The following is a 17,150-nucleotide window of genomic DNA, read 5'->3' on the forward strand; positions in this document are numbered from 1 at the left end:
TCACGGTTTCGCTCCTTGGGCTTTGATGCAGCGTAGGTTTGTTCTGATGGCTGTGGAACAGGGCGTTCGCGGTGAGTTCGGCGTCGCGGGCGCGCTCCTGGCGGGCGTACTCGGCGTACGGCATGCCCGGCGGCGGGAGCTGCGGCTCGACGCCGTCACGGGCGGCGGCGTACAGCGTTCCGAGGTCGGCGGCGAGTACGGGCAGGGAGCCCCCGTCGACGGCTATGTGATGGATGGTCAGGAGCAGGGTGTGGTCCTCGGCCCCGTGCCGCAGCAGCAGGGCGCGCAGCACCGGCCCGGCGGTGAGGTCGAACGGCCGGGCTGCCTCCGCGGCGAGTTGCCCGCTGCCGTCACCGTCGGCGTCCACCACCGGCAGCGGCACCGGCCCGGCGGGCTCGATCTGCTGGTAGGGCTGCTCACCGCGGCGCGGGTAGCGGGTGCGCAGGACGGCGTGCCGCTCGGTGAGGCCGGTGAGCGCGGTGGCCAGGGCCGCCGGGTCGAGCGGCCCGCGCAACCGGGTGGCGACCGGCACGTTGTAGAGGGCGCCGCCCTGGCCGAGCTGCTCCATCAGCCACATCCGCTGCTGGGCGTGCGAGAGCGGGGCCGGGCCGGTGTCCTCGGCGGCCTGCGGGCGGGCGGGAGTCAGTGCGGTGCGACGGCTGCGGGCGCGGCGCAGCAGGTCGTTCTGGTCGCTGGTCATCGCTGTGCTGCTCCCGGGGTGTCGTCGGCGGCCCGTAGGGCGCGCTCCAGCAGTTCGGCCTGTCCGGCCACGGTGGGGTGGCCGAGGAAGTCGGCGAGGGACAGTTCGACGCCGAGGTCCTCGCGCAGGTCGTCGACGACCCACATGGCGAGCAGGGAGTGGCCGCCCTCGGCGAGGAAGTCGGCGGCCGGGTCGGTGATCGGGCGTTCCAGGGCCCGGCTCCAGGCCTCGGCGACGACCTGCTGGATCGGGGTGAGCTCGGCCTCGGCCGGGGCGTGTTCGGCGGCGGCCGGGTCGGGGGCGGCGGCGAGGGCCCGCCGGTCGACCTTGCCGCTGCCGTTGAGCGGCAGTCCGGCGAGGACGGTCCAGGCGGTGGGCACCAGGTGGGCGGGCAGTCGCTCGGCGAGCCGGGTGCGCAGGCTCTCGACGGCCGTTGCGGCGCCCTCGGCGGGGACCACGCAGGCGGTGAGCGCGGCGTCGGCCTGCCCGGCCCGGCGGACCACCACGGCGACCTCGGCGACCTCGGGGAACTGCAGCAGCGCCTGCTCGACCTCGCCGGGCTCGATCCGGAAGCCGCGAACCTTGACCTGGTCGTCGGTACGGCCGTGGAACTCCAGTGTGCCGTCGGTCCGTTGGCGCACCAGGTCGCCGCTGCGGTAGGCACGGCCGAGGCCGGGGAGCTCGCGGAAGCGCTCGGCGGTCAGTTCGGGCCGGCCCAGGTAGCCGTGGGCGAGCCGCTCCCCGCCGATCCACAGCTCGCCGACCGTGCCGGCGTCCACCGGTGCGAGCCGCTCGTCCAGGACGGCGGTGGTGGAGCCGCCGAAGGCCCGTCCGATCGGGACGGGGCCGCTCTCGCAGTCGGCCGGGGTGATCCGGTGCGCGGTGGTGAAGGTGGTGGCCTCGGTGGGGCCGTAGACGTTGTACAGCTCCAGCCACGGGAAGGCGCGCAGCACGGCCCCGGCGTGGTCGGGGGCGAGCGCCTCACCGCCGACGGCCAGGGTGCGCAGCACGCCGAAGATCCGGGACTGCCTGGCCGCCAGGTGGTGGAAGAGCGCGGTGGTGATGAAGGCGGTGGTGACGCCGAACCGCTCGACGTCGCGGACGAGTTCCTCGGCGCTGGGCCGGTCGGCCGGGGAGATGGCGGTGGCGGCGCCGTGGGCGAGCGGGGCCCACAGTTCGAAGGTGGCGGCGTCGAAGGAGGGGGTGGAGTGGAACAGCACCCGGTCACGCGGACCGAGGGCGATCGCGTCGGGGGCGGTGACCAGGTCGGCGACGGCGCGGTGCGGGACCAGCACGCCCTTGGGGCGGCCGGTGGAGCCGGAGGTGTAGTACAGCAGGGCGGGCGCGTCGGGCTCGGCGGCGTCGGGCACCGCCGCGCCGGTGGCCTCGGCGGCTTCGGTGCCGCGCTCGGTCAACACGAGGGTGTGCTCGGCGGGCAGTCCGGCCTCGGCGAGCAGGGCCTTGTCGCCGAGGACGAGCCGTACGTCGGCGTCGGCGGTCATCTCGGCGATTCGCGGGCGGGGGTAAGCCGGGTCGAGCGGGACGACGAGGGCGCCGGTCCGCCAGATCGCGAGTTGGGCGACGGCGAACCGGGCCGAGCGGGCGCAGAGCAGGCCGACCGAGCTGCCGGGGCCGACGCCGCGCGCGGCCAGGACGGCGGCCAACCGGCCGGAGGCGTCGAGGAGTTCGCGGTAGGTGAGGCAGCTGGCGCCGTCGGTCACGGCGAGCGCGGTCGGGTGCTGCTCGGCCTGCCGGGCGACCAGGGCGGGGAGGGTGGGGAGGGCGGGCTTCATGGCTGGTTCCCTTCCGGGCGCCCCGGCCGTGGGGCCGGGGCGCCGCTGTTCAGAACGGGGGTGGGTCAGGCGAGGGAAGCGCTGGGCATCCGCTCCTCGACCAGCCGCGCGATGGCCCGCAGGTCGGGCTGGCGCAGCACCAGGGGGGCGCGCAGCCGCACGCCGTACTCCCCCTCCAGGGCCTCCAGCAGTCGGGCGGCGGCGAGCGAATTGCCGCCCGAGTCCAGGAAGTTGGACTCCGGGCCGAGGTCGGCGCGGCCGATCAGCTCGCGGCAGAGCTTCAGCACGGTGCGCTCGACCGGGGTGTCCCCGTCCTCGACCGCCTCCACCGGGGCCGGCGGCACGGCGGCGAGCAGCGCCGCGCGGTCCACCTTGCCGTTGGCGTCCAGCGGGTACTGCTCGACCAGCCGCACGGTGGACGGCACGGCCTGCTCCGGCAGCCAGAGCCGGACGGCGTCCAGCAGGCCGGCGGGCTCGGCCTCCTCCTCGGTCTGGACGAAGGCGAGCAGCCGTACGCCGGTGGGGGCCGTCTCGGCGGCGACCACGGCCCGGCGTACCCGGGGGTCGCGTTCGAAGGCGGCCTCGACCTCGGCCGGTTCGATCCGCACCCCGCTGACCTTGACCTGGTCGTCCAGGCGCCCGTGGAACTCCAGCACGCCGTCGGCGCGCATCACCACCCGGTCACCGGTGCGGTAGACCCGGTCGGTGCCGTCCACGCCGGGCGGCGCCTCGACGAAGCGGCGGGCGGTCAGCTCGGGGTCGAGGTACCCGGCGGCCAGGCCGCGGCCGCCGATCCTCAGTTCGCCGGCCGTCCCTCTGGGCACCGGGCGGCCCTGCTCGTCGGTGACCAGCAGGACGGCTCCGGGGATCGGCAGTCCGATCGGCGGCGCGCCGGCGCCGTGGTCGCCGCCGGGGGCCATGGTGTGCACGGTGGTGACCACGGTCGCCTCGGCCGGGCCGTATACGTTGTGGACGGTCGCCGTGACCTCCGGTCCGGGGGCGCGGCGCAGCCGGTCGCCGCCGATGAACAGGTGGCGCAGCGCCAGCCCGGTGGGCCAGGGGCGGCCCAGGATCGGCTCGCCCAGCGGGGTCGGCAGCACGCAGGTGGTGATGCCGGCCTCGCGCCACCAGTCGGTGAGCGCGCCGGAGTCCCAGCGGACGGCCTCGGGGGCGACGACCAGCGCGGCGCCGGAGGTGAGGCCGGCCCACAGCTCCAGGACGTGCGGGTCGAAGGACACCCCGATCACCAGGCTGTGCCGCGCGCCGGGGCCGAGGCCGGTCAGCTCGCGGTACCAGTGCAGCAGCGCGCCGAGCGCCGGCTCGGTGACGGCGACGGCCTTCGGGGTTCCGGTGGAGCCGGAGGTGAGGACGGCGTAGTGGGTGCCGACGGGCACGCCGGCCTGCTCGCCGGGCGTCAGGGCGGCCAGCACCCCGCCGGCGGGCAGGTCCAGTTCCAGTCGCTCGCCGCCGGCCGGCAGCACGGCGGACTCGCCGATCAGGCAGGCCGGGCGCAGCTGCTCGGCGACTGCCTGCAGTCGCTTCTCGCCGGGGCGCGGGCCGAGCGGCAGGTGGACGGCGCCGAGCTTGGCTGTCGCCAGGGTGACGGCGACCAGTTCCACGGAGTGGCCGAGGCAGACGCCGACCAGGTCGCCCTCGCCGACCTTGCCGCGCAGGGCCTCGGCGACGGTGTCGGCGAGGCGGTCGAGCTCGGCGTAGCTGTAAGTGTGCTCGCCGTCGATCAGGGCGGGCGCCTGCGGGGTGCGGCGCGCCCAGCTGGTGAACAGGTCGAGGACCGCACCGTCCTGGTGCGGACGGCCGTACCCGATGCTCAGGGATTCCATCATCGTCTCCAGATGCGTGCGTAGTACGTGCGGAGGAACCGTCAGTTCAGGCCCATGGAACGGGCGATGATCACTTTCTGGACCTCGGAGGTCCCCTCGATGATCGTGGTCATCCGGACGTAGCGGTACAGGAATTCCAGTGGGTGGCCGCGCACCCAGCCGGTGGCGCCGTGCACCTGGAGCGAGCGGTCCACGGCGCGGACGGCGGTCTCGGAGGCGGTGAGCTTGGCGAGCGCCGCGTTCTCGGGCGACTCGGTGCCCTCGTCCACCAGCCGGGCGCAGGCGAGGGTGAGCAGCTTGGAGGACTCCACCTCGGCGCGGGTGGCCACCAGGTGCTCCTGGACGTGCTGGTACTCGCCGATCACCTTGCCGAAGGCGCGCCGCTCGCGGGCGTACTCGACGCCGGCCTTCAGCGCGTACTCGGCGATGCCGTTGCACATCGCGGCGACCACCAGGCGGCCGCGGGAGAGGCTGTCCATGGCGAGGGCGGTGGCCGCGCCGATGCCCTCCTCGCCGCCGATGACGGCCTCCGGGCCGACGGTGACCTGGTCGAGCAGCAGCTCGAACAGCGGCTCGCCGGACATCCCCTCGTACCGCTGGCCGATCCGCAGCCCGGGCTGGTCCATCGGCAGCACGAAGGCGGTGGCCCCCGCGTTCGGGCCCTTGCCGTCGCCGAGGTCGGTGGCGGCGACCGCCAGGGCGATCCCGGCGTGTTCGGCATTGCTGACGAATGTCTTGCGCCCGTTCAGCACCCAGGTGTCGCCGGTGCGCACGGCGGTGGTGGTGAGGTGGAAGGCGTCCGAGCCGGCCTGCGGCTCGGTGAGCGCCAGGCAGCGGGTCTGCTCACCGCGCACCAGCGGGACGAGGTGGCGCTCGACCTGCTCGGGGGTGCCGTGCCGCAGCAGCGGGCTGGGGCCGTCGGAGCCGGCCAGCGCGTACGGGGCGAGCACGCAGCCGCTGCGTCCGGCGGCGTGGTGCAGCAGCACGACGGCGATGAACGGCATGTCGGCGCCGCCGAGTTCCTCCGGGTAGTCGCCGGCGTAGAAGCCGAGCGCGGCGGAGCGCTTGCGGACGTAGGCCCGCAGGTCGGTCGGGACCTGGTCGGCGGTCTCGGGCAGCTCGGCGGCGAGCGGGACGAGCTCGCGGCGGATGAAGCTCTCGAAGGCGTCGACGAGTTCGCGGTGGCCGTCTTCGAAGACGGCGGACGGGGCACTCATACGCCCACCTCGCTTCGCTCGGCGAGCGCTTCGCACAACCCGCACCTCTTGATGGTTCGCTCGCTTCGCTCGTTCACTTGCTCTCCCCGGTGAGGACGCGGGCCTGGTCGGCCAGCACGGCGTGGCGGAACAGGGTGCGCAGCGGCGGACGGCTGCCCAGGTGCGGTTCCAGGTAAGCGGCGAGCTGGGCGGCGAGCAGCGAGTGGCCGCCGACCTCGAAGAAGTGCGAGTCCGCGGTGAAGCGGTCGTGGCCGAGCACCTCGCGCCAGGCGGCGGCGATCAGCTCCTGACCGGGGTCGGCGAAGGTGCTGGGCGCGCTCTCCGGCTCCTCCGGGGCCGCCTCGGCGAGCCGGACGAGGGCGGCGCGGTCGGGCTTGCCGCCGGGCAGGGTGGGCATCTCGGCGACGGCCGTCCAGCTGGCCGGGACGAGTCCGCCGGGCAGCCGGCGGGCGAGCGCGGTGTGCAGGGCGGCCTGGTCGGGGCTCTCGGCGCCCTCCAGGAAGCCGAGCAGGCGGGGGCCGGTCCGCGGGTCGGTGTGCAGCACCACCGCGCAGGAGCGGCCGCCGAGTTCGGCCGAGGCGGCGGCCTCGATCTCCTCCAGCTCGATCCGGTGGCCGCGCAGCTTGACCTGGTTGTCGGCGCGGCCGAGGAAGCGCAGTCGGCCCTCGGTGTCGCGGTAGCCGCGGTCGCCGGTGCGGTAGACCCGCAGGCCGCCGAGCGCGGGGACAGTGGTGAAGCGGGCCGCGGTGGGCTCCGGCAGGCCGACGTAGCCCTCGGCCAACAGGTCACCGCTGACCGCGAGTTCGCCGACACCGCCGTACGGGAGCGGACGCAGCGTCTCGTCCAGGACGTGCAGGCGCACGCCGTCGAGTTCGGTGCCGAGCGGGATCTCGCCGTCCTCGGCGACGTCGGCCGCGGTGACCTGGTGGACGGTGGAGGTGACGGTGGCCTCGGTGACGCCGTACGCGTTGAGCACGGTGGTGGCCTCGGTCAGTCCGGCCAGCGCCCGGGCGGGCAGCCGTTCGCCGCCGAGGACGAGCAGCCGGGGCGCCCAGCGGCCGTCGCCCAGCGCCTCGCGCAGGTCCTCGCGGACGGCGAGCAGGTAGCTGGTGGGCAGGTTGGCGACGGTGACGCCGCGGGCGGCGAGCACGGCCACCAGCTCCGGGCCGGTGGGCACCTCGCGCTGCGGCACGACCAGGGCGGCGCCGGCCGCGAGGGCGGGCAGCACCTCCTCCAGGGCCACGTCGAAGGACGGCCGGGCGAACAGCAGGACCCGGTCGGCGGAAGTCAGTTCGTGCCGGGTGACGATCGCGGCGACGTACCCGGAGAGGGCCTCGCGGCCGACCAGGACGGGCTTGGGCACGCCGGTGGAGCCGGAGGTGTGGATGATGTACGCGGCGCCGTCCAGGACGGCGGCGGGCTCGGCCTTCGGGAAGGCGGGGCCGTCCAGCAGGGCCGGGGTGACGCCCTCGGCGGGCAGTGCGAGGGCGCTCTGCCGGGTGGCGAGGACGAGCGCGGGGGCGAGCCGCTCCAGCAGCAGGCCGAGCCGGGCGGCCGGGTCCTCGGTGGACAGCGGCGCGTAGACGGCGCCGAGGCGCAGGCAGGCCAGCAGGGTGACCACGCTGTCGGTGCCGCGCGGCAGCACGGCGGCCACCGGCTGACCGGCGGTGACCCCGGCGGCCCGCATCCGGTTGACCAGTTCGCCGACCCGGCGGTCGAGTTCGCCGTAGGTGATCCGCTCGGTGCCGGCCAGCAGGGCGAGCGCGGTCGGGTCGTGGGCGGCGGCCGGGTCGAGTCCGGCCGGGGCGACCGGGACGGCCGGCTCGGCCTGCGGCGCGGGGGCCAGCGCGGCGAGCACCTCCTCGGGCCGGTCGAGGTAGCAGCGCAGCAGCTCCAGCAGGCGCTCGGAGAGCAGCACGGCCCGGGCCTCGCCGAACAGGTCGGCGTCGTAGTCCCAGATCAGGGTCATGCCGGCGGCGCCGTGCTTCTCGCCGACCACCCGGCGGTCGTCGGGCAGCAGCACCAGGTCGAGGTCGAAGCGGGTGGTGCCGGTGTTGAAGCCCTCGTACAGCGAGACGTCGAGGCCGGGCGCCTGGACGTCGGGCAGCGCGGCGTCGTGGGCGCTGAACATCACGTTGAACAGCGGGTTGTCGGCGCCGCCGGTGTGCAGCCCGAGCCGGCGGGTCAGTTCCTGCACCGGCAGGTCCTGGTACGGCAGGGCGCGCATCAGGACGTCGGTGACCTCGTCCACGGCGTCGGTGCCGGAGGCGGTCGGGTCGAGCCGCAGGCGCAGCGGCACGGTGTTGACGAACATGCCGACGGTGCCCTCGTAGCCCTCCGGGCGGTTGCCGACGGCGGTGCCGACGGTCACCTCGCGGTGACCGCTGTGCCGGCGCAGCAGTTCGGCGAACAGGGCGAGCAGGGTGCTGAACGGCGTGTGGCCGTCGGCCTTGCTGCGCTCGCGCAGCCGCTCGGCGAGGTCGGCACCGATCGACTGGCGCAGCTGCCCGCCGCGGTGGCGGCGCTCGACGCCCGGCCGGGCCAGCCCGGGCAGGGTGACCTCGCGCGGGGCCCCGGCCAGCTCCTTGGTCCAGAAGGCGAGGGCGCGCTCGCGGGCCTGCGGGTCGGCCTCGGTACGGGCGTGCTGCTCGTACGAGGGGGCGGTGGCCAGCTCGTAGGGCTGGTCGAGGACGCGGGCGCGGTAGACGGTGAACAGGTCGCGCAGGAAGATCGCGAAGGAGTGGCCGTCGTGGACGAGGTGGTGCTCGACGTGGATCAGCCGGTGGTGGTCCTCGGCGAGGCGGACCAGGTGCCAGCGCAGCAGCGGCGCCCGCTCGGTGTCCAGCGGCTCCTCGGCCTCGGCGGCGAGCAGCCGGCGGAAGACGGCCTCCGGGTCCGCCTCGGCGGTGAAGTCGCTCTGCCGCAGCACGGGTTGGCAGTCCTCGGCGACCCGCTGGCCGGGGATGCCCTCCGGCCGGGGCACCAACTCCAGCCGCAGGCCCGGGTGCTGGGCCAGGACGGCGGCGAGCCCGGTGTGCAGGGCGTCCCGGTCGAGGGTGCCCCACAGGTCGAGGACGCCGGTGAAGTTGTAGGCGCGGCTGCCCGGCTGCATCTGCTCGTGCAGCCAGACGATCTCCTGCGAGGGAGAGAGTGCGAACATGGATGGTTCCCTTGTGTGGTGGGCGTGTTGGCACTGCGGTGGCCGGGTGCGGGGGTGGGGTGGTCCCGGTTGCGGCCGGTGGGATCCGGGCCGCACCGGGGTGGGTGCGCGACCCGGGGTTCCTCGGGGGACTGTGGTCTGAGGGGCCGGGGCCCGGTGACGTGGGAGCCCCGTCGGCCGGGGGTCCGGGGGCGTCCAGGACGTGCCCTAGGCGAGGTGGCGGCGCAGCACGGCGAGCAGGTCGCCGAAGGCGGCTTCGGCGTCGGCGGCCGGGAAGCGCTCGCTGTCCCAGGCGAGGTGCACCGTCAGGACCTCGCCGTGGGAGGCGGAGGCGGCCAGCGGAGCGGCGAGCGGGCGGCCGGAGAGGTGGACCTCCCGGCCGGGTACGCCGCCGAGCACCAGGGGCGGGCGGCGCTGGAGGTCCTCGAAGGTGAGCATCGCGTCCAGCGCTCCCGACCAGGGCGACCCGGCGGCCCGGGCGGCCCGCACCACCTCGTCGAAGGGGGTTCCGGCGTGGTCGAGGTCGTCCCACCAGTCGTCGCAGAGCGCCTCCAGGTCGGCGGCCGGTCGCGGCGGGACGGCGTGCACCAGGGTGTTGAGGAAGCAGCCGAGCACGGCGGGCGCGCCGGGCGGGCGGCCGCCCCACGGGTAGCCGAGGGCGAGCGGGCCGTCCGTGCGGTGCAGCCGCCGGGCGGCGGCGCCGACGGCGTCCAGCAGGGCGGGGAAGAGGGCGCTGCGGGCGCCCCCCTCGACGGCGGGCAGCCGCTCGGTGAGCAGGCCGGCGGCCTTCGCGGCGCCACCGCCCGCCCCGGTCAGGGCGCCGAGCCGGCGGCCCCAGTGGGCGCGCGCGGCGGGCCCGGCGGCGGCCTCCTCGGCGGCCAGCTGGAGTTCGACGGCCTCCCGGAAGGCGGCGACGGCCTGCGGGCCGGGGGCGGCCTCGGGTGCCCGGTCGTGCCGGTAGGCCTCGCCGAGCTCGCCGAGGAGCGCCCCGATCGACTGCTCGTCGCAGGCCGCGTGGTCCAGTGCGAGGGCGAGCAGCTCCTCGCCGCCGTCGGACTGCCGGGCCACCAGCAGGCGCAGCGCGGGCCCGTCCAGGGGCCAGTCCAGCAGCGCTTCGCGCAGCGCGCCCTCGGCGCTGCCGCCGGGGGCCACGGCGACCCGGGCGACCTCCACCGAGGGGCCGCCGGTGCGCAGCACGGGTGTGCCGCGGACGGTCGCGAAGGCGCCGCACAGCGCCGGGTGGCCGGCCGCGACGGCGGCTGCGGCCCGGCCCAGCCGGTCGAGGTCGAGGGTGCCCCCGGGGAAGGCGAAGAACAGCGGGGCGAGGTCGGAGCGGCTCTGCGGCGCGAGCCTGCGGGTGATCAGGAACCGCCGTTGGGCGCCGGTCAGCGGGAGCAGCTCCACCGGCGATTCGGCGGCGGCGGAGCGGTACCGGGCGAGGTAGGCGGCGGTGATGCTGGCGTGCACGGAACGGTCTCCGGTTTCCGGTGTCGGCTCGGGTCAGGAGGTCAGGGGGCGGTGGGGCTCACGGCGGAGTGCTCGGCGCCCTGGGCGGCGTGGCCCTCACGGGCCGACGGGGCCTCCACGGCGTCCTGCGCCTCTCCGGCGCGCTGGGCCTCCGCCGTGTGCTGGGCCTCCGCCGCGAGCTGGGCCTCCCCCGCGTCCACGGCCCGGGGCTCGTACGGCGCGGCGGGCAGCTCGCGCATCCCCCGCAGCGGCGACAGCAGCAGCGGCACCGGCACCAGCAGGAAGCCCACCGCGCACAGCCACAGCGCGGCGCGCGGGCCGGCCCAGTCGGCGACGAGTCCGCCGCCGAGCGCGCCGATCGGCAGGGTGCCCCACACCAGGAAGCGCATGGTGGCGTTCATCCGGCCGAGCAGCTCGGGCGGGCAGACGCTCTGCCGGAAGCTCACCTGCGCAACGTTGTAGGCCACCGCGCCGAACAGCACCACGCCCGAGCCGAGGCCGAACAGCAGGGCGCCCGCCGCGCCGCCGGACAGCGGCCACAGCACCGCGAAGGGCGCGGTCACCACGGTGGCCAGCCAGATCAGCCGGGCCTGCCCGACCCAGCGCGCCAGCTGCCCGGCGCAGAGCGCGCCCGCCAGCCCGCCGACGGCGGAGGCCGACAGCAGGCCGCCGATGGCCCCGGGCGACAGGTCGAGCACCCGGACCCAGAAGACCGTCTGGACGGCCATCAGCACGGCGGCGAACAGGTTGGACGTGGCGGTGGCGGTGGCGATGGCCCGCAGCAGCGGGTGGCCGAGCACGAAGCGCACGCCCTCGGCCACCTCGGCGCGCAGCGAGCGCCCGGGCTCCGGTTCCGGCTGCGGCTCCTCGACCCGGATCCGGGCGAGCAGCAGGGCCGAGGCGAGGTAGCCGCAGGCGTCGGCCACGATGGCGACCGGCGCGCCGAGCAGCTGGACCAGCCCACCGCCCAGGCCCGGACCGGCGATCTGCGCCGAGGAGCGGACCGTCTCCAGCGCACCGTTGCCCGCCACCAGCTGTTCGCGCGGCAGGACGGCGGGCAGGAGGGACTGGTGGGCCACGTCGAAGAAGACCGTGGCCACCCCGGTGACCAGCGCGACCAGGTAGAGCTGGGGCATGGTCAGCACCCCGAGCGCCGCCGCCGGCGGGATCGACCCCACCGCGAGGCAGCGCACCACGTCGGCGCGGATCAGCACCGGGAGCTTGCGCATCCGGTCCAGCCAGGCGCCGGCCGGCAGGCCGACCAGCAGGAACGCGGCGGTCTCGGCGGCCGTGAGCAGACCGACCTCGAACGGGGTGGCGTCGAGCACCACCACCGCCACCAGCGGCAGGGCAACCAGGGTGACCTGACTGCCCGTCTGGGCCGCCGCGGCTCCGGTCAGCAGGAGCCGGAAGTCGCGGTGGCCGAACAGACGGGCCTGGCGAGGGTGAAGCTTCTCGTTCATCGATGCGACTCTCGGTCACACATTCGACACGGGGCAAGCACCAGGTCCTTTTCCGGACGAAGCACGGGTCGGCCGGATCCCGCCACTGCCGTGACCGGCCCTTGCGCCTCCCTTACGGGCCCTTGTGCCCCCGGTACCATGCGGCGGGCCGCCGTCGCCGCCCGTCGCCCAAGGCATCCCGGCCCGTCCGGACGTCCCGACGGGCCTGCGACCAGGGAGTCCATTTCATCGTCCGTTATCCGGACACCCGCTTTCCGGCCACCGGAGTTCGGCGTACAACTTGGCCGGAATCCATGGAGCAGGCACCTTCCGTAACCTCACCGTGATACCGGCGTGACCGTCCAGCGCCGTAACCGGCCGCCCCGGAGCGCGCTACCGGTCGGACTCGGCCCCTGCTCGGACCGGCTCCCCGACCCCTGCCGCGTCCCCGCGCCGGGACACCGCGAGCACCGCCATGTCGTCGTCGCGCGGACCGCCCGTCCACCGGGCCACGTCCGCCACCAACGCGTCCACCGCCTCCCGCGGACCGGCGAACGGCCCGAGCGGGGCCAGCCCCTGCACCGGGTCGTAGAACTCCCCTGCCGCGTCCCGCGCCTCGGTCACCCCGTCGGTCACCAGCAGCAGCGTGCACCCCGGCGGGAAGGCCCTGGTCTCCACCTCCGGGCGGGCCACCCCCAGCACGCCCATCCCCAGCGGCAGCCCCGGATCGGCCGCGTCCCACCGGCTCACCGTCGGCCCGCCGTCGCCCAGCAGGTACGGCCCCGGGTGGCCGCAGTCCAGGGTGCGGGCGACCGCCTCCCCCGGCGGGAACTCCACCAGCAGCGCCGTGATGAACCCCTCCAGCCGCAGTTCCTCGCCCAGCGCGGCGCTCTCCCGGGCCAGCGTGCGCTCCAGCGCGTCCGCGAGCGCGGCCAGGTCCGGCTCCCGGTGCGCGTCCTCCCGGAAGACCCCGAGCAGCACCGACACCGCCCCCACCGCGTGCAGCCCCTTGCCCCGCACGTCCGCGATCAGCACCCGCACGCCGTACGGAGTGTCCTGCAGCGCGTACGCGTCCCCGCCGATCAGCGCCTCGTCCTGGGCCGCCCGGTAGCAGGCCGCGACCTCCAGCCCCGCAACCCACCGCGGCGGCTCCGGCAGCACCGCCCGCTGCGCCGCCTCCGCCACCGACCGCACCCGCGCGAGTCTGCGCCCGTGCCGGGCCACCACCAGGTTCACACCGACGCCGAGCACGGCGGCGAGGGCGGTGTTCACCAGCTCCAGGTAGCCGTCCTGGGTCCCGAGCGACCCGTCCCGCAGGGACAGCACCAGGATCCCGGTCACGTTCGCCACCCCGACGGCGAGGGTGTCGCGCAGCGTCAGCAGCGCCCCGGACAGCACGGCGGCCGCCGCGAGCAGCGGGTCGCCCCAGTAGTCGGACGGATCCAGCGAGTTCCACACCAGCCCGCCGACGATCAGCAACCACGGCGCGACCCGCACGTACGGCGGCCACCGCACGGACTTCTGGGCCATCGGCTTCCTGGCCTCCGTCTCATGCGCCCATCAGGAGGGCTCTTCCGATCGTAGGCACGGGCGGGGGCGGGGCGCAGGGCGGTGGGGGCCGGGAGTGCGGCCTCCCCCGCCGTCATTCGGCCCGGCGGGGCCCTGACGCGCTCGCGTCAGCGTGTGAACCGCTCCGCCCCGGCACCGGACAGCAGCCCCGCCGGGACCCGCCGTCCGTACGCCACCAGCAGCAGGTGCTCGGCCCGCCCCTCCACCGGCAGCGGCCCCTGGCCGTACGACCAGTCCAGGTCCGTGGCCCGCAGCCGCACGCCTTCCAGCCGGGCCCCGAAGAAGCGCAGGCTGCGGGCGGAGACCGTGCCCAGCAGGGCGGCGGCCCGGGGAAGGGGGAGGCGCGCACGCAGGCCGAGGGCGACGGTGACGTCGAGGCCGTGGACGGCGTCGTGGGCGAGGGCGGCGATCCGGCCGCCGACCGGGGGCCGCCAGGGGTGCTCGGCGTGCTCGGCCAGGGCGGCGGCGAGTCGGTCCTCGGTGAGTGCGGCGGCGTCGCGGCGGGCGATCCGGTCGGCCATCCGGTGGACGTTGCCGCCGGAGCGGACGAGTTCCCCGAGCGTCCGGGCCGTGGAGTGCCGGAAGCCGGTGCCCATGTGCGCGACCACCTCGCGGACCCGCCAACCCTCGCACAGCGAGGGCGAGTTCCACTGCTCGGCGGTGAGGCCGGCGAACACCCCGGCGAGCTCCCGCCGTTCGGCCGCGATCTGCTCGCGGATCCACCCGGCGCCCTGCTCCTGCTGCACACTTTTCATGCTCCCCAGCCTGCGGCCGGGGCTGCCGCCCGTCCAAGACCGGCTGGTTCTGCCACCTATGATCAACAGTTATGGAACTCCGGCAGCTCCAGTACTTCGTCACCGTCGCCCAGCACGGCAGCTTCACCCGGGCGGCCGAGCTGCTGCACCTGAGCCAGCCCGGAGTGAGTTCCCAGATCCGCCAGCTGGAGCGGGAGTTGGGACACCGGCTGCTCGACCGTTCCGGCCGGTCGGTACAACTGACCAGGGTCGGCGAGGCGGTGCTGCCGCACGCTCGGGCCGCGCTCGCCGCGGCGGCGGCCGCCCGGCTGACGGCGCAGGAGTTCGACGGCCTGCGGCACGGGCATGTGCGGCTCGGCATGGTCGCGGGCGCGGCACTCACCCCGCCGCCGGGGCCCGTGCTGGCCCCGGAGACCTTCCCCGGGCTGGCCACCACCCTCGCCGCCTTCCGCAAGGAGCACCCCGGCATCGACTTCTCGCTGGCCGAGGACACCACCGCCCGGATGCTCGGCTGCCTGCGCGAGGGGCGGCTGGACCTGGCGGTCATCGGCCTGCCGACCGCCGCGAGCGGGCAGGAGGGGGACGACGGCTGGACGGCGCTGTCCGGGCTCGCCCTGCACCCGGTGCTGGAGGTCCCCCTGGTCGCGCTCTGCCCCGCCGGCCATCCACTGGCCGCCGCGGACGGCCCGCTGCCGGTCGCCGCGCTCGCCGGGCACGCGCTGGTGAGCACGCCGCGCGGCACCGGTCTGCGGACGGCGCTGGAACGGGCCCTCGCCGAGGCGGGAGCGGCCCCGACCGTGGCCGTCGAGGCCGCCGCGCCGACGCAGTTGGCCGAACTCGCCGCGCACGGGCTGGGCGTGGCGGTGCTGCCGGATCCCGGTGCCGCCGCCGGACTGCCGGTCCGGCGGCTGACCGACCCCGTCCCCCGGGTGCGGATCGCGCTGGCCTGGCCCACCGGGAGGCCGTGCGCACCGCCGACCGCCGCCCTGCTGGCCCATCTGCGCGCCGCCTACCCGGGGCCGTGAGGATCCGGTCGGCCGGCCGACCGGCCAGGCCTGCGGCGGGCCGCTCCCCGGGCCGGTGACGGGCTGCTATCCGGCCGTGGCCGCCGCCGTCCCGTCGCCGATGTGCAGCACCGCGGACGCGCCGGCGAAGCTCGCCCGGTCGAAGGCGTAGCCCTGCTGCGGGGCCGTGTCCGAACGGGCCCGGCCCTCGCCGGGCGCCGGCGGCTCCACCAGGGCCCAGGCGGCGTCCACCCCCTGCCCCACCAGCGCCTCGTACGTCCCCGGCACCGGCTCGGCCAGCCCCAGCACCTCGCTGCGCCCGAGGCTGCCGGCGACGAACACGTACCGCTCCCCCAGCAGCGGACCGACGATACGGCCCGCGCCGTTCCAGCGGCACTCCAGTTCGCCACCGGCCCAGGCGCTCGGGGCCTGCTGGAGGTGCAGGTTGTGGGAGAACACCAAGGTCGGACCGCGCCCGGCCTCGATCGCCCGGATGTCCAGCAGGTTCTGCGCCATCAGCGCGTCCCGCAGCCCGAGCAGGCCGGACACCCGGTCGCTGAGCCCGAGGCCCCGGACCGCCACCTGCGCGTGGTAGCGCAGCAGCCCCAGCCCGGCCTGCAGCCGTGTCCGGGCCCGGAACCACTCGGCGCGCGAGCCGGCTTCGATCAACTCCGGTGCCCGGAGGTAGAGCTGGGTCAGCAGGTCGTCGGCGATGCGGCGCAGCCGGACGGCCTCCGGCGTCTCCCCGGGGGAGCTCGCCGCGTCCAGCACCGCCTGCTCCCGGCTCCAGCGCTCGTCCTCACCCGCCAACTCGGCGATGTCGACGTCGAGTCGGAGGTGGTCAGGGAGATGGTGACGGAGGTAGTCACGGGCGTGTTCGAGGTAGCCGCGCGGGCTGGGGGCCGTGGTGTTCTCGGTCGGGGTGTCGAAGCCGTGGAAGGCCAGCTGCTCGGCGGGCCCCCGGTCGCGGTTGAACTCGCGCATCCAGGCGACGAGTTCGCGGTTGCCCGGCTGGGCGCCGAAGCCGTGGGTGAAGCCTTCGTCCAGTACCGCGTCGAGGGTGCCCGCGCCGTGCCGGACGTAGTCGTCCACGGCGAGCGCGGCCACCCGGTCGGTCTCCAGCGCGATCGAGCGGAAGCCCCGCTCGACCAGTTGGGCGAACAGCCGGTTGCGGACCCGCCCGAAGGCCGGTTCCTGGTGCGTCGGTTCGCCGAGCGCCAGCAGTTCGCAGCAGGGGGTGAGGAAGTCTCGAATGTCCTGACTCATGGACCTCAAGCGTATCCTTGAAGGATCGGTTGAGACTTTTCCGCTCACATTCCGGTGATTGCCGACAGAAGCCTCAAACAGGAGGACACACCGCCGTGCGCCCCGCCGACCTCGCCCGCGAGCACGGCCTCTCCCCCCAGGCCGTGCGCAACTACGAGCGCGACGGGTTCCTCCCACCCGCCGAGCGCACCTCCAGCGGCTACCGGATCTACACCGCGCTGCACGCCGCCGCGCTACGGGCCTTCCTCGCCCTCGTCCCCGCGTACGGGCACGCGCTCGCGGGCCTGGTCATGACCGCTCTGCACGCCGACCGCCAGGACGAGGCGCTGACCGCCATCGACCGGGGCCATGCCCAACTGCTGCGCGACCGGGAGACGCTCGCCGCCGTCCGCCGGGCCGTCGACCACCTCTCCACCGCACAGGAGTTCGTCGAGGTTCGTGAGACGTTCCCCGGGCCGCAGTCCGGACCGCAGTCCGGCCTGCCCCGAGGCCCGTTGAGCATCGGCGAACTCGCCCACCGCCTCGGCCTCAGCCCCGCCACCCTGCGCACCTGGGAGGCCGCCGGCATCCTCGCCCCGCCCCGCGACCGCGCCACCGGCCACCGCCTCTACCACCCCGGGGACACCCGCGACGCCGAACTCGCCCACCTGCTGCGCCGCGGCGGCTACCCGCTGGCCCACATCGCGAGCGTGGTCCAGCAGATCCGCACGGCGGGCGGAACGGCCCGCCTCACCGAGGCGCTCGACGGCTGGCAGCACCGCCTCACCGCCCGCGGCCGGGCGATGCTCACCGCCGCCGCCCGGCTCGACGCCTACCTCTCGCTGTCCGCCGAACCCCCGGGCGGGCCCGCGTGCTGATGCGCGAACCGGATGCCTGACCGCTCCACCTGCGTTACCCCTCGGCTGAGTTCGAACATCGGGGACTCGAAGAGGAACC

Annotated in this window: 12 protein-coding genes; 2 read left to right on the forward strand and 10 right to left on the reverse strand. The window is 75.7% G+C overall.

Annotated features, from left to right (window positions below):
• The 9 genes from HS99_RS16065 to HS99_RS16105 form a co-directional block, all read right to left on the reverse strand.
• Window positions 1–700, reverse strand: a 700-nt coding sequence (locus HS99_RS16065; RefSeq protein ID WP_244915990.1) for a condensation domain-containing protein, incomplete at its 3' end; no start/stop codon positions are given.
• Window positions 697–2,493: a non-ribosomal peptide synthetase gene (locus tag HS99_RS16070; RefSeq protein ID WP_050366332.1), complete on the reverse strand. Its 1,797-nt coding sequence runs from the start codon at window positions 2,491–2,493 to the stop codon at window positions 697–699. The genes HS99_RS16065 and HS99_RS16070, both read right to left, overlap by 4 nt.
• 65 nt (window positions 2,494–2,558) lie before the next feature.
• Complete coding sequence (locus HS99_RS16075; protein WP_223885867.1) at window positions 2,559–4,334, reverse strand: amino acid adenylation domain-containing protein; 1,776 nt, start codon at window positions 4,332–4,334, stop codon at window positions 2,559–2,561.
• A gap of 41 nt (window positions 4,335–4,375) precedes the next feature.
• Window positions 4,376–5,551 carry an acyl-CoA dehydrogenase family protein gene (locus HS99_RS16080; RefSeq protein WP_030552927.1) on the reverse strand — a complete coding sequence of 392 codons (1,176 nt, stop codon included), beginning with the start codon at window positions 5,549–5,551 and terminating at the stop codon, window positions 4,376–4,378.
• A gap of 73 nt (window positions 5,552–5,624) precedes the next feature.
• Window positions 5,625–8,711 (reverse strand): non-ribosomal peptide synthetase, encoded by a 3,087-nt coding sequence (locus HS99_RS16085; RefSeq protein ID WP_030552929.1) that lies wholly within the window; start codon window positions 8,709–8,711, stop codon window positions 5,625–5,627.
• Between the two features lie 207 nt (window positions 8,712–8,918).
• Complete coding sequence (locus HS99_RS16090; protein ID WP_030284749.1) at window positions 8,919–10,178, reverse strand: amino acid adenylation domain-containing protein; 1,260 nt, start codon at window positions 10,176–10,178, stop codon at window positions 8,919–8,921.
• 41 nt (window positions 10,179–10,219) lie between these two features.
• Entirely contained in the window at window positions 10,220–11,641 is a 1,422-nt protein-coding gene (locus HS99_RS16095; RefSeq protein ID WP_078938950.1) for an MFS transporter, read from the reverse strand.
• Window positions 11,642–12,013: 372 nt separating this feature from the next.
• Complete coding sequence (locus tag HS99_RS16100) at window positions 12,014–13,150, reverse strand: PP2C family protein-serine/threonine phosphatase (RefSeq protein ID WP_030552933.1); 1,137 nt, start codon at window positions 13,148–13,150, stop codon at window positions 12,014–12,016.
• 146 nt (window positions 13,151–13,296) lie between these two features.
• Window positions 13,297–13,944 carry a maleylpyruvate isomerase family mycothiol-dependent enzyme gene (locus tag HS99_RS16105; protein ID WP_046386624.1) on the reverse strand — a complete coding sequence of 216 codons (648 nt, stop codon included), beginning with the start codon at window positions 13,942–13,944 and terminating at the stop codon, window positions 13,297–13,299.
• A 71-nt stretch (window positions 13,945–14,015) separates the two neighbouring features.
• Between HS99_RS16105 and HS99_RS16110 the strand changes: the two genes are divergently transcribed.
• The gene (locus HS99_RS16110) at window positions 14,016–14,969 is read left to right on the forward strand and encodes a LysR family transcriptional regulator (protein ID WP_030552935.1); all 954 of its coding nucleotides are present in this window, start codon (window positions 14,016–14,018) and stop codon (window positions 14,967–14,969) included.
• Between the two features lie 66 nt (window positions 14,970–15,035).
• Here HS99_RS16110 and HS99_RS16115 read toward each other — a convergent pair whose 3' ends face one another.
• Window positions 15,036–16,214 (reverse strand): erythromycin esterase family protein, encoded by a 1,179-nt coding sequence (locus HS99_RS16115; RefSeq protein ID WP_030552937.1) that lies wholly within the window; start codon window positions 16,212–16,214, stop codon window positions 15,036–15,038.
• Between the two features lie 95 nt (window positions 16,215–16,309).
• Between HS99_RS16115 and HS99_RS16120 the strand changes: the two genes are divergently transcribed.
• The gene (locus HS99_RS16120) at window positions 16,310–17,071 is read left to right on the forward strand and encodes a TioE family transcriptional regulator (RefSeq protein ID WP_030552939.1); all 762 of its coding nucleotides are present in this window, start codon (window positions 16,310–16,312) and stop codon (window positions 17,069–17,071) included.
• Window positions 17,072–17,150: the final 79 nt, after the last annotated feature.

It is taken from the genome of Kitasatospora aureofaciens, from assembly GCF_001188955.3.
Lineage (GTDB): Bacteria > Actinomycetota > Actinomycetes > Streptomycetales > Streptomycetaceae > Kitasatospora > Kitasatospora aureofaciens.

Coding starts and splice junctions, on each gene's coding strand:
- HS99_RS16070 (WP_050366332.1), bottom strand. CDS start 2,493: ATGAAGCCCGCCCTCCCCACCCTCCCCGCCCTGGTCGCCCGGCAGGCC.
- HS99_RS16080 (WP_030552927.1), bottom strand. CDS start 5,551: ATGAGTGCCCCGTCCGCCGTCTTCGAAGACGGCCACCGCGAACTCGTC.
- HS99_RS16085 (WP_030552929.1), bottom strand. CDS start 8,711: ATGTTCGCACTCTCTCCCTCGCAGGAGATCGTCTGGCTGCACGAGCAG.
- HS99_RS16100 (WP_030552933.1), bottom strand. CDS start 13,150: ATGGCCCAGAAGTCCGTGCGGTGGCCGCCGTACGTGCGGGTCGCGCCG.
- HS99_RS16105 (WP_046386624.1), bottom strand. CDS start 13,944: ATGAAAAGTGTGCAGCAGGAGCAGGGCGCCGGGTGGATCCGCGAGCAG.
- HS99_RS16115 (WP_030552937.1), bottom strand. CDS start 16,214: ATGAGTCAGGACATTCGAGACTTCCTCACCCCCTGCTGCGAACTGCTG.
- HS99_RS16075 (WP_223885867.1), bottom strand. CDS start 4,334: ATGGAATCCCTGAGCATCGGGTACGGCCGTCCGCACCAGGACGGTGCG.
- HS99_RS16095 (WP_078938950.1), bottom strand. CDS start 11,641: ATGAACGAGAAGCTTCACCCTCGCCAGGCCCGTCTGTTCGGCCACCGC.
- HS99_RS16110 (WP_030552935.1), top strand. CDS start 14,016: ATGGAACTCCGGCAGCTCCAGTACTTCGTCACCGTCGCCCAGCACGGC.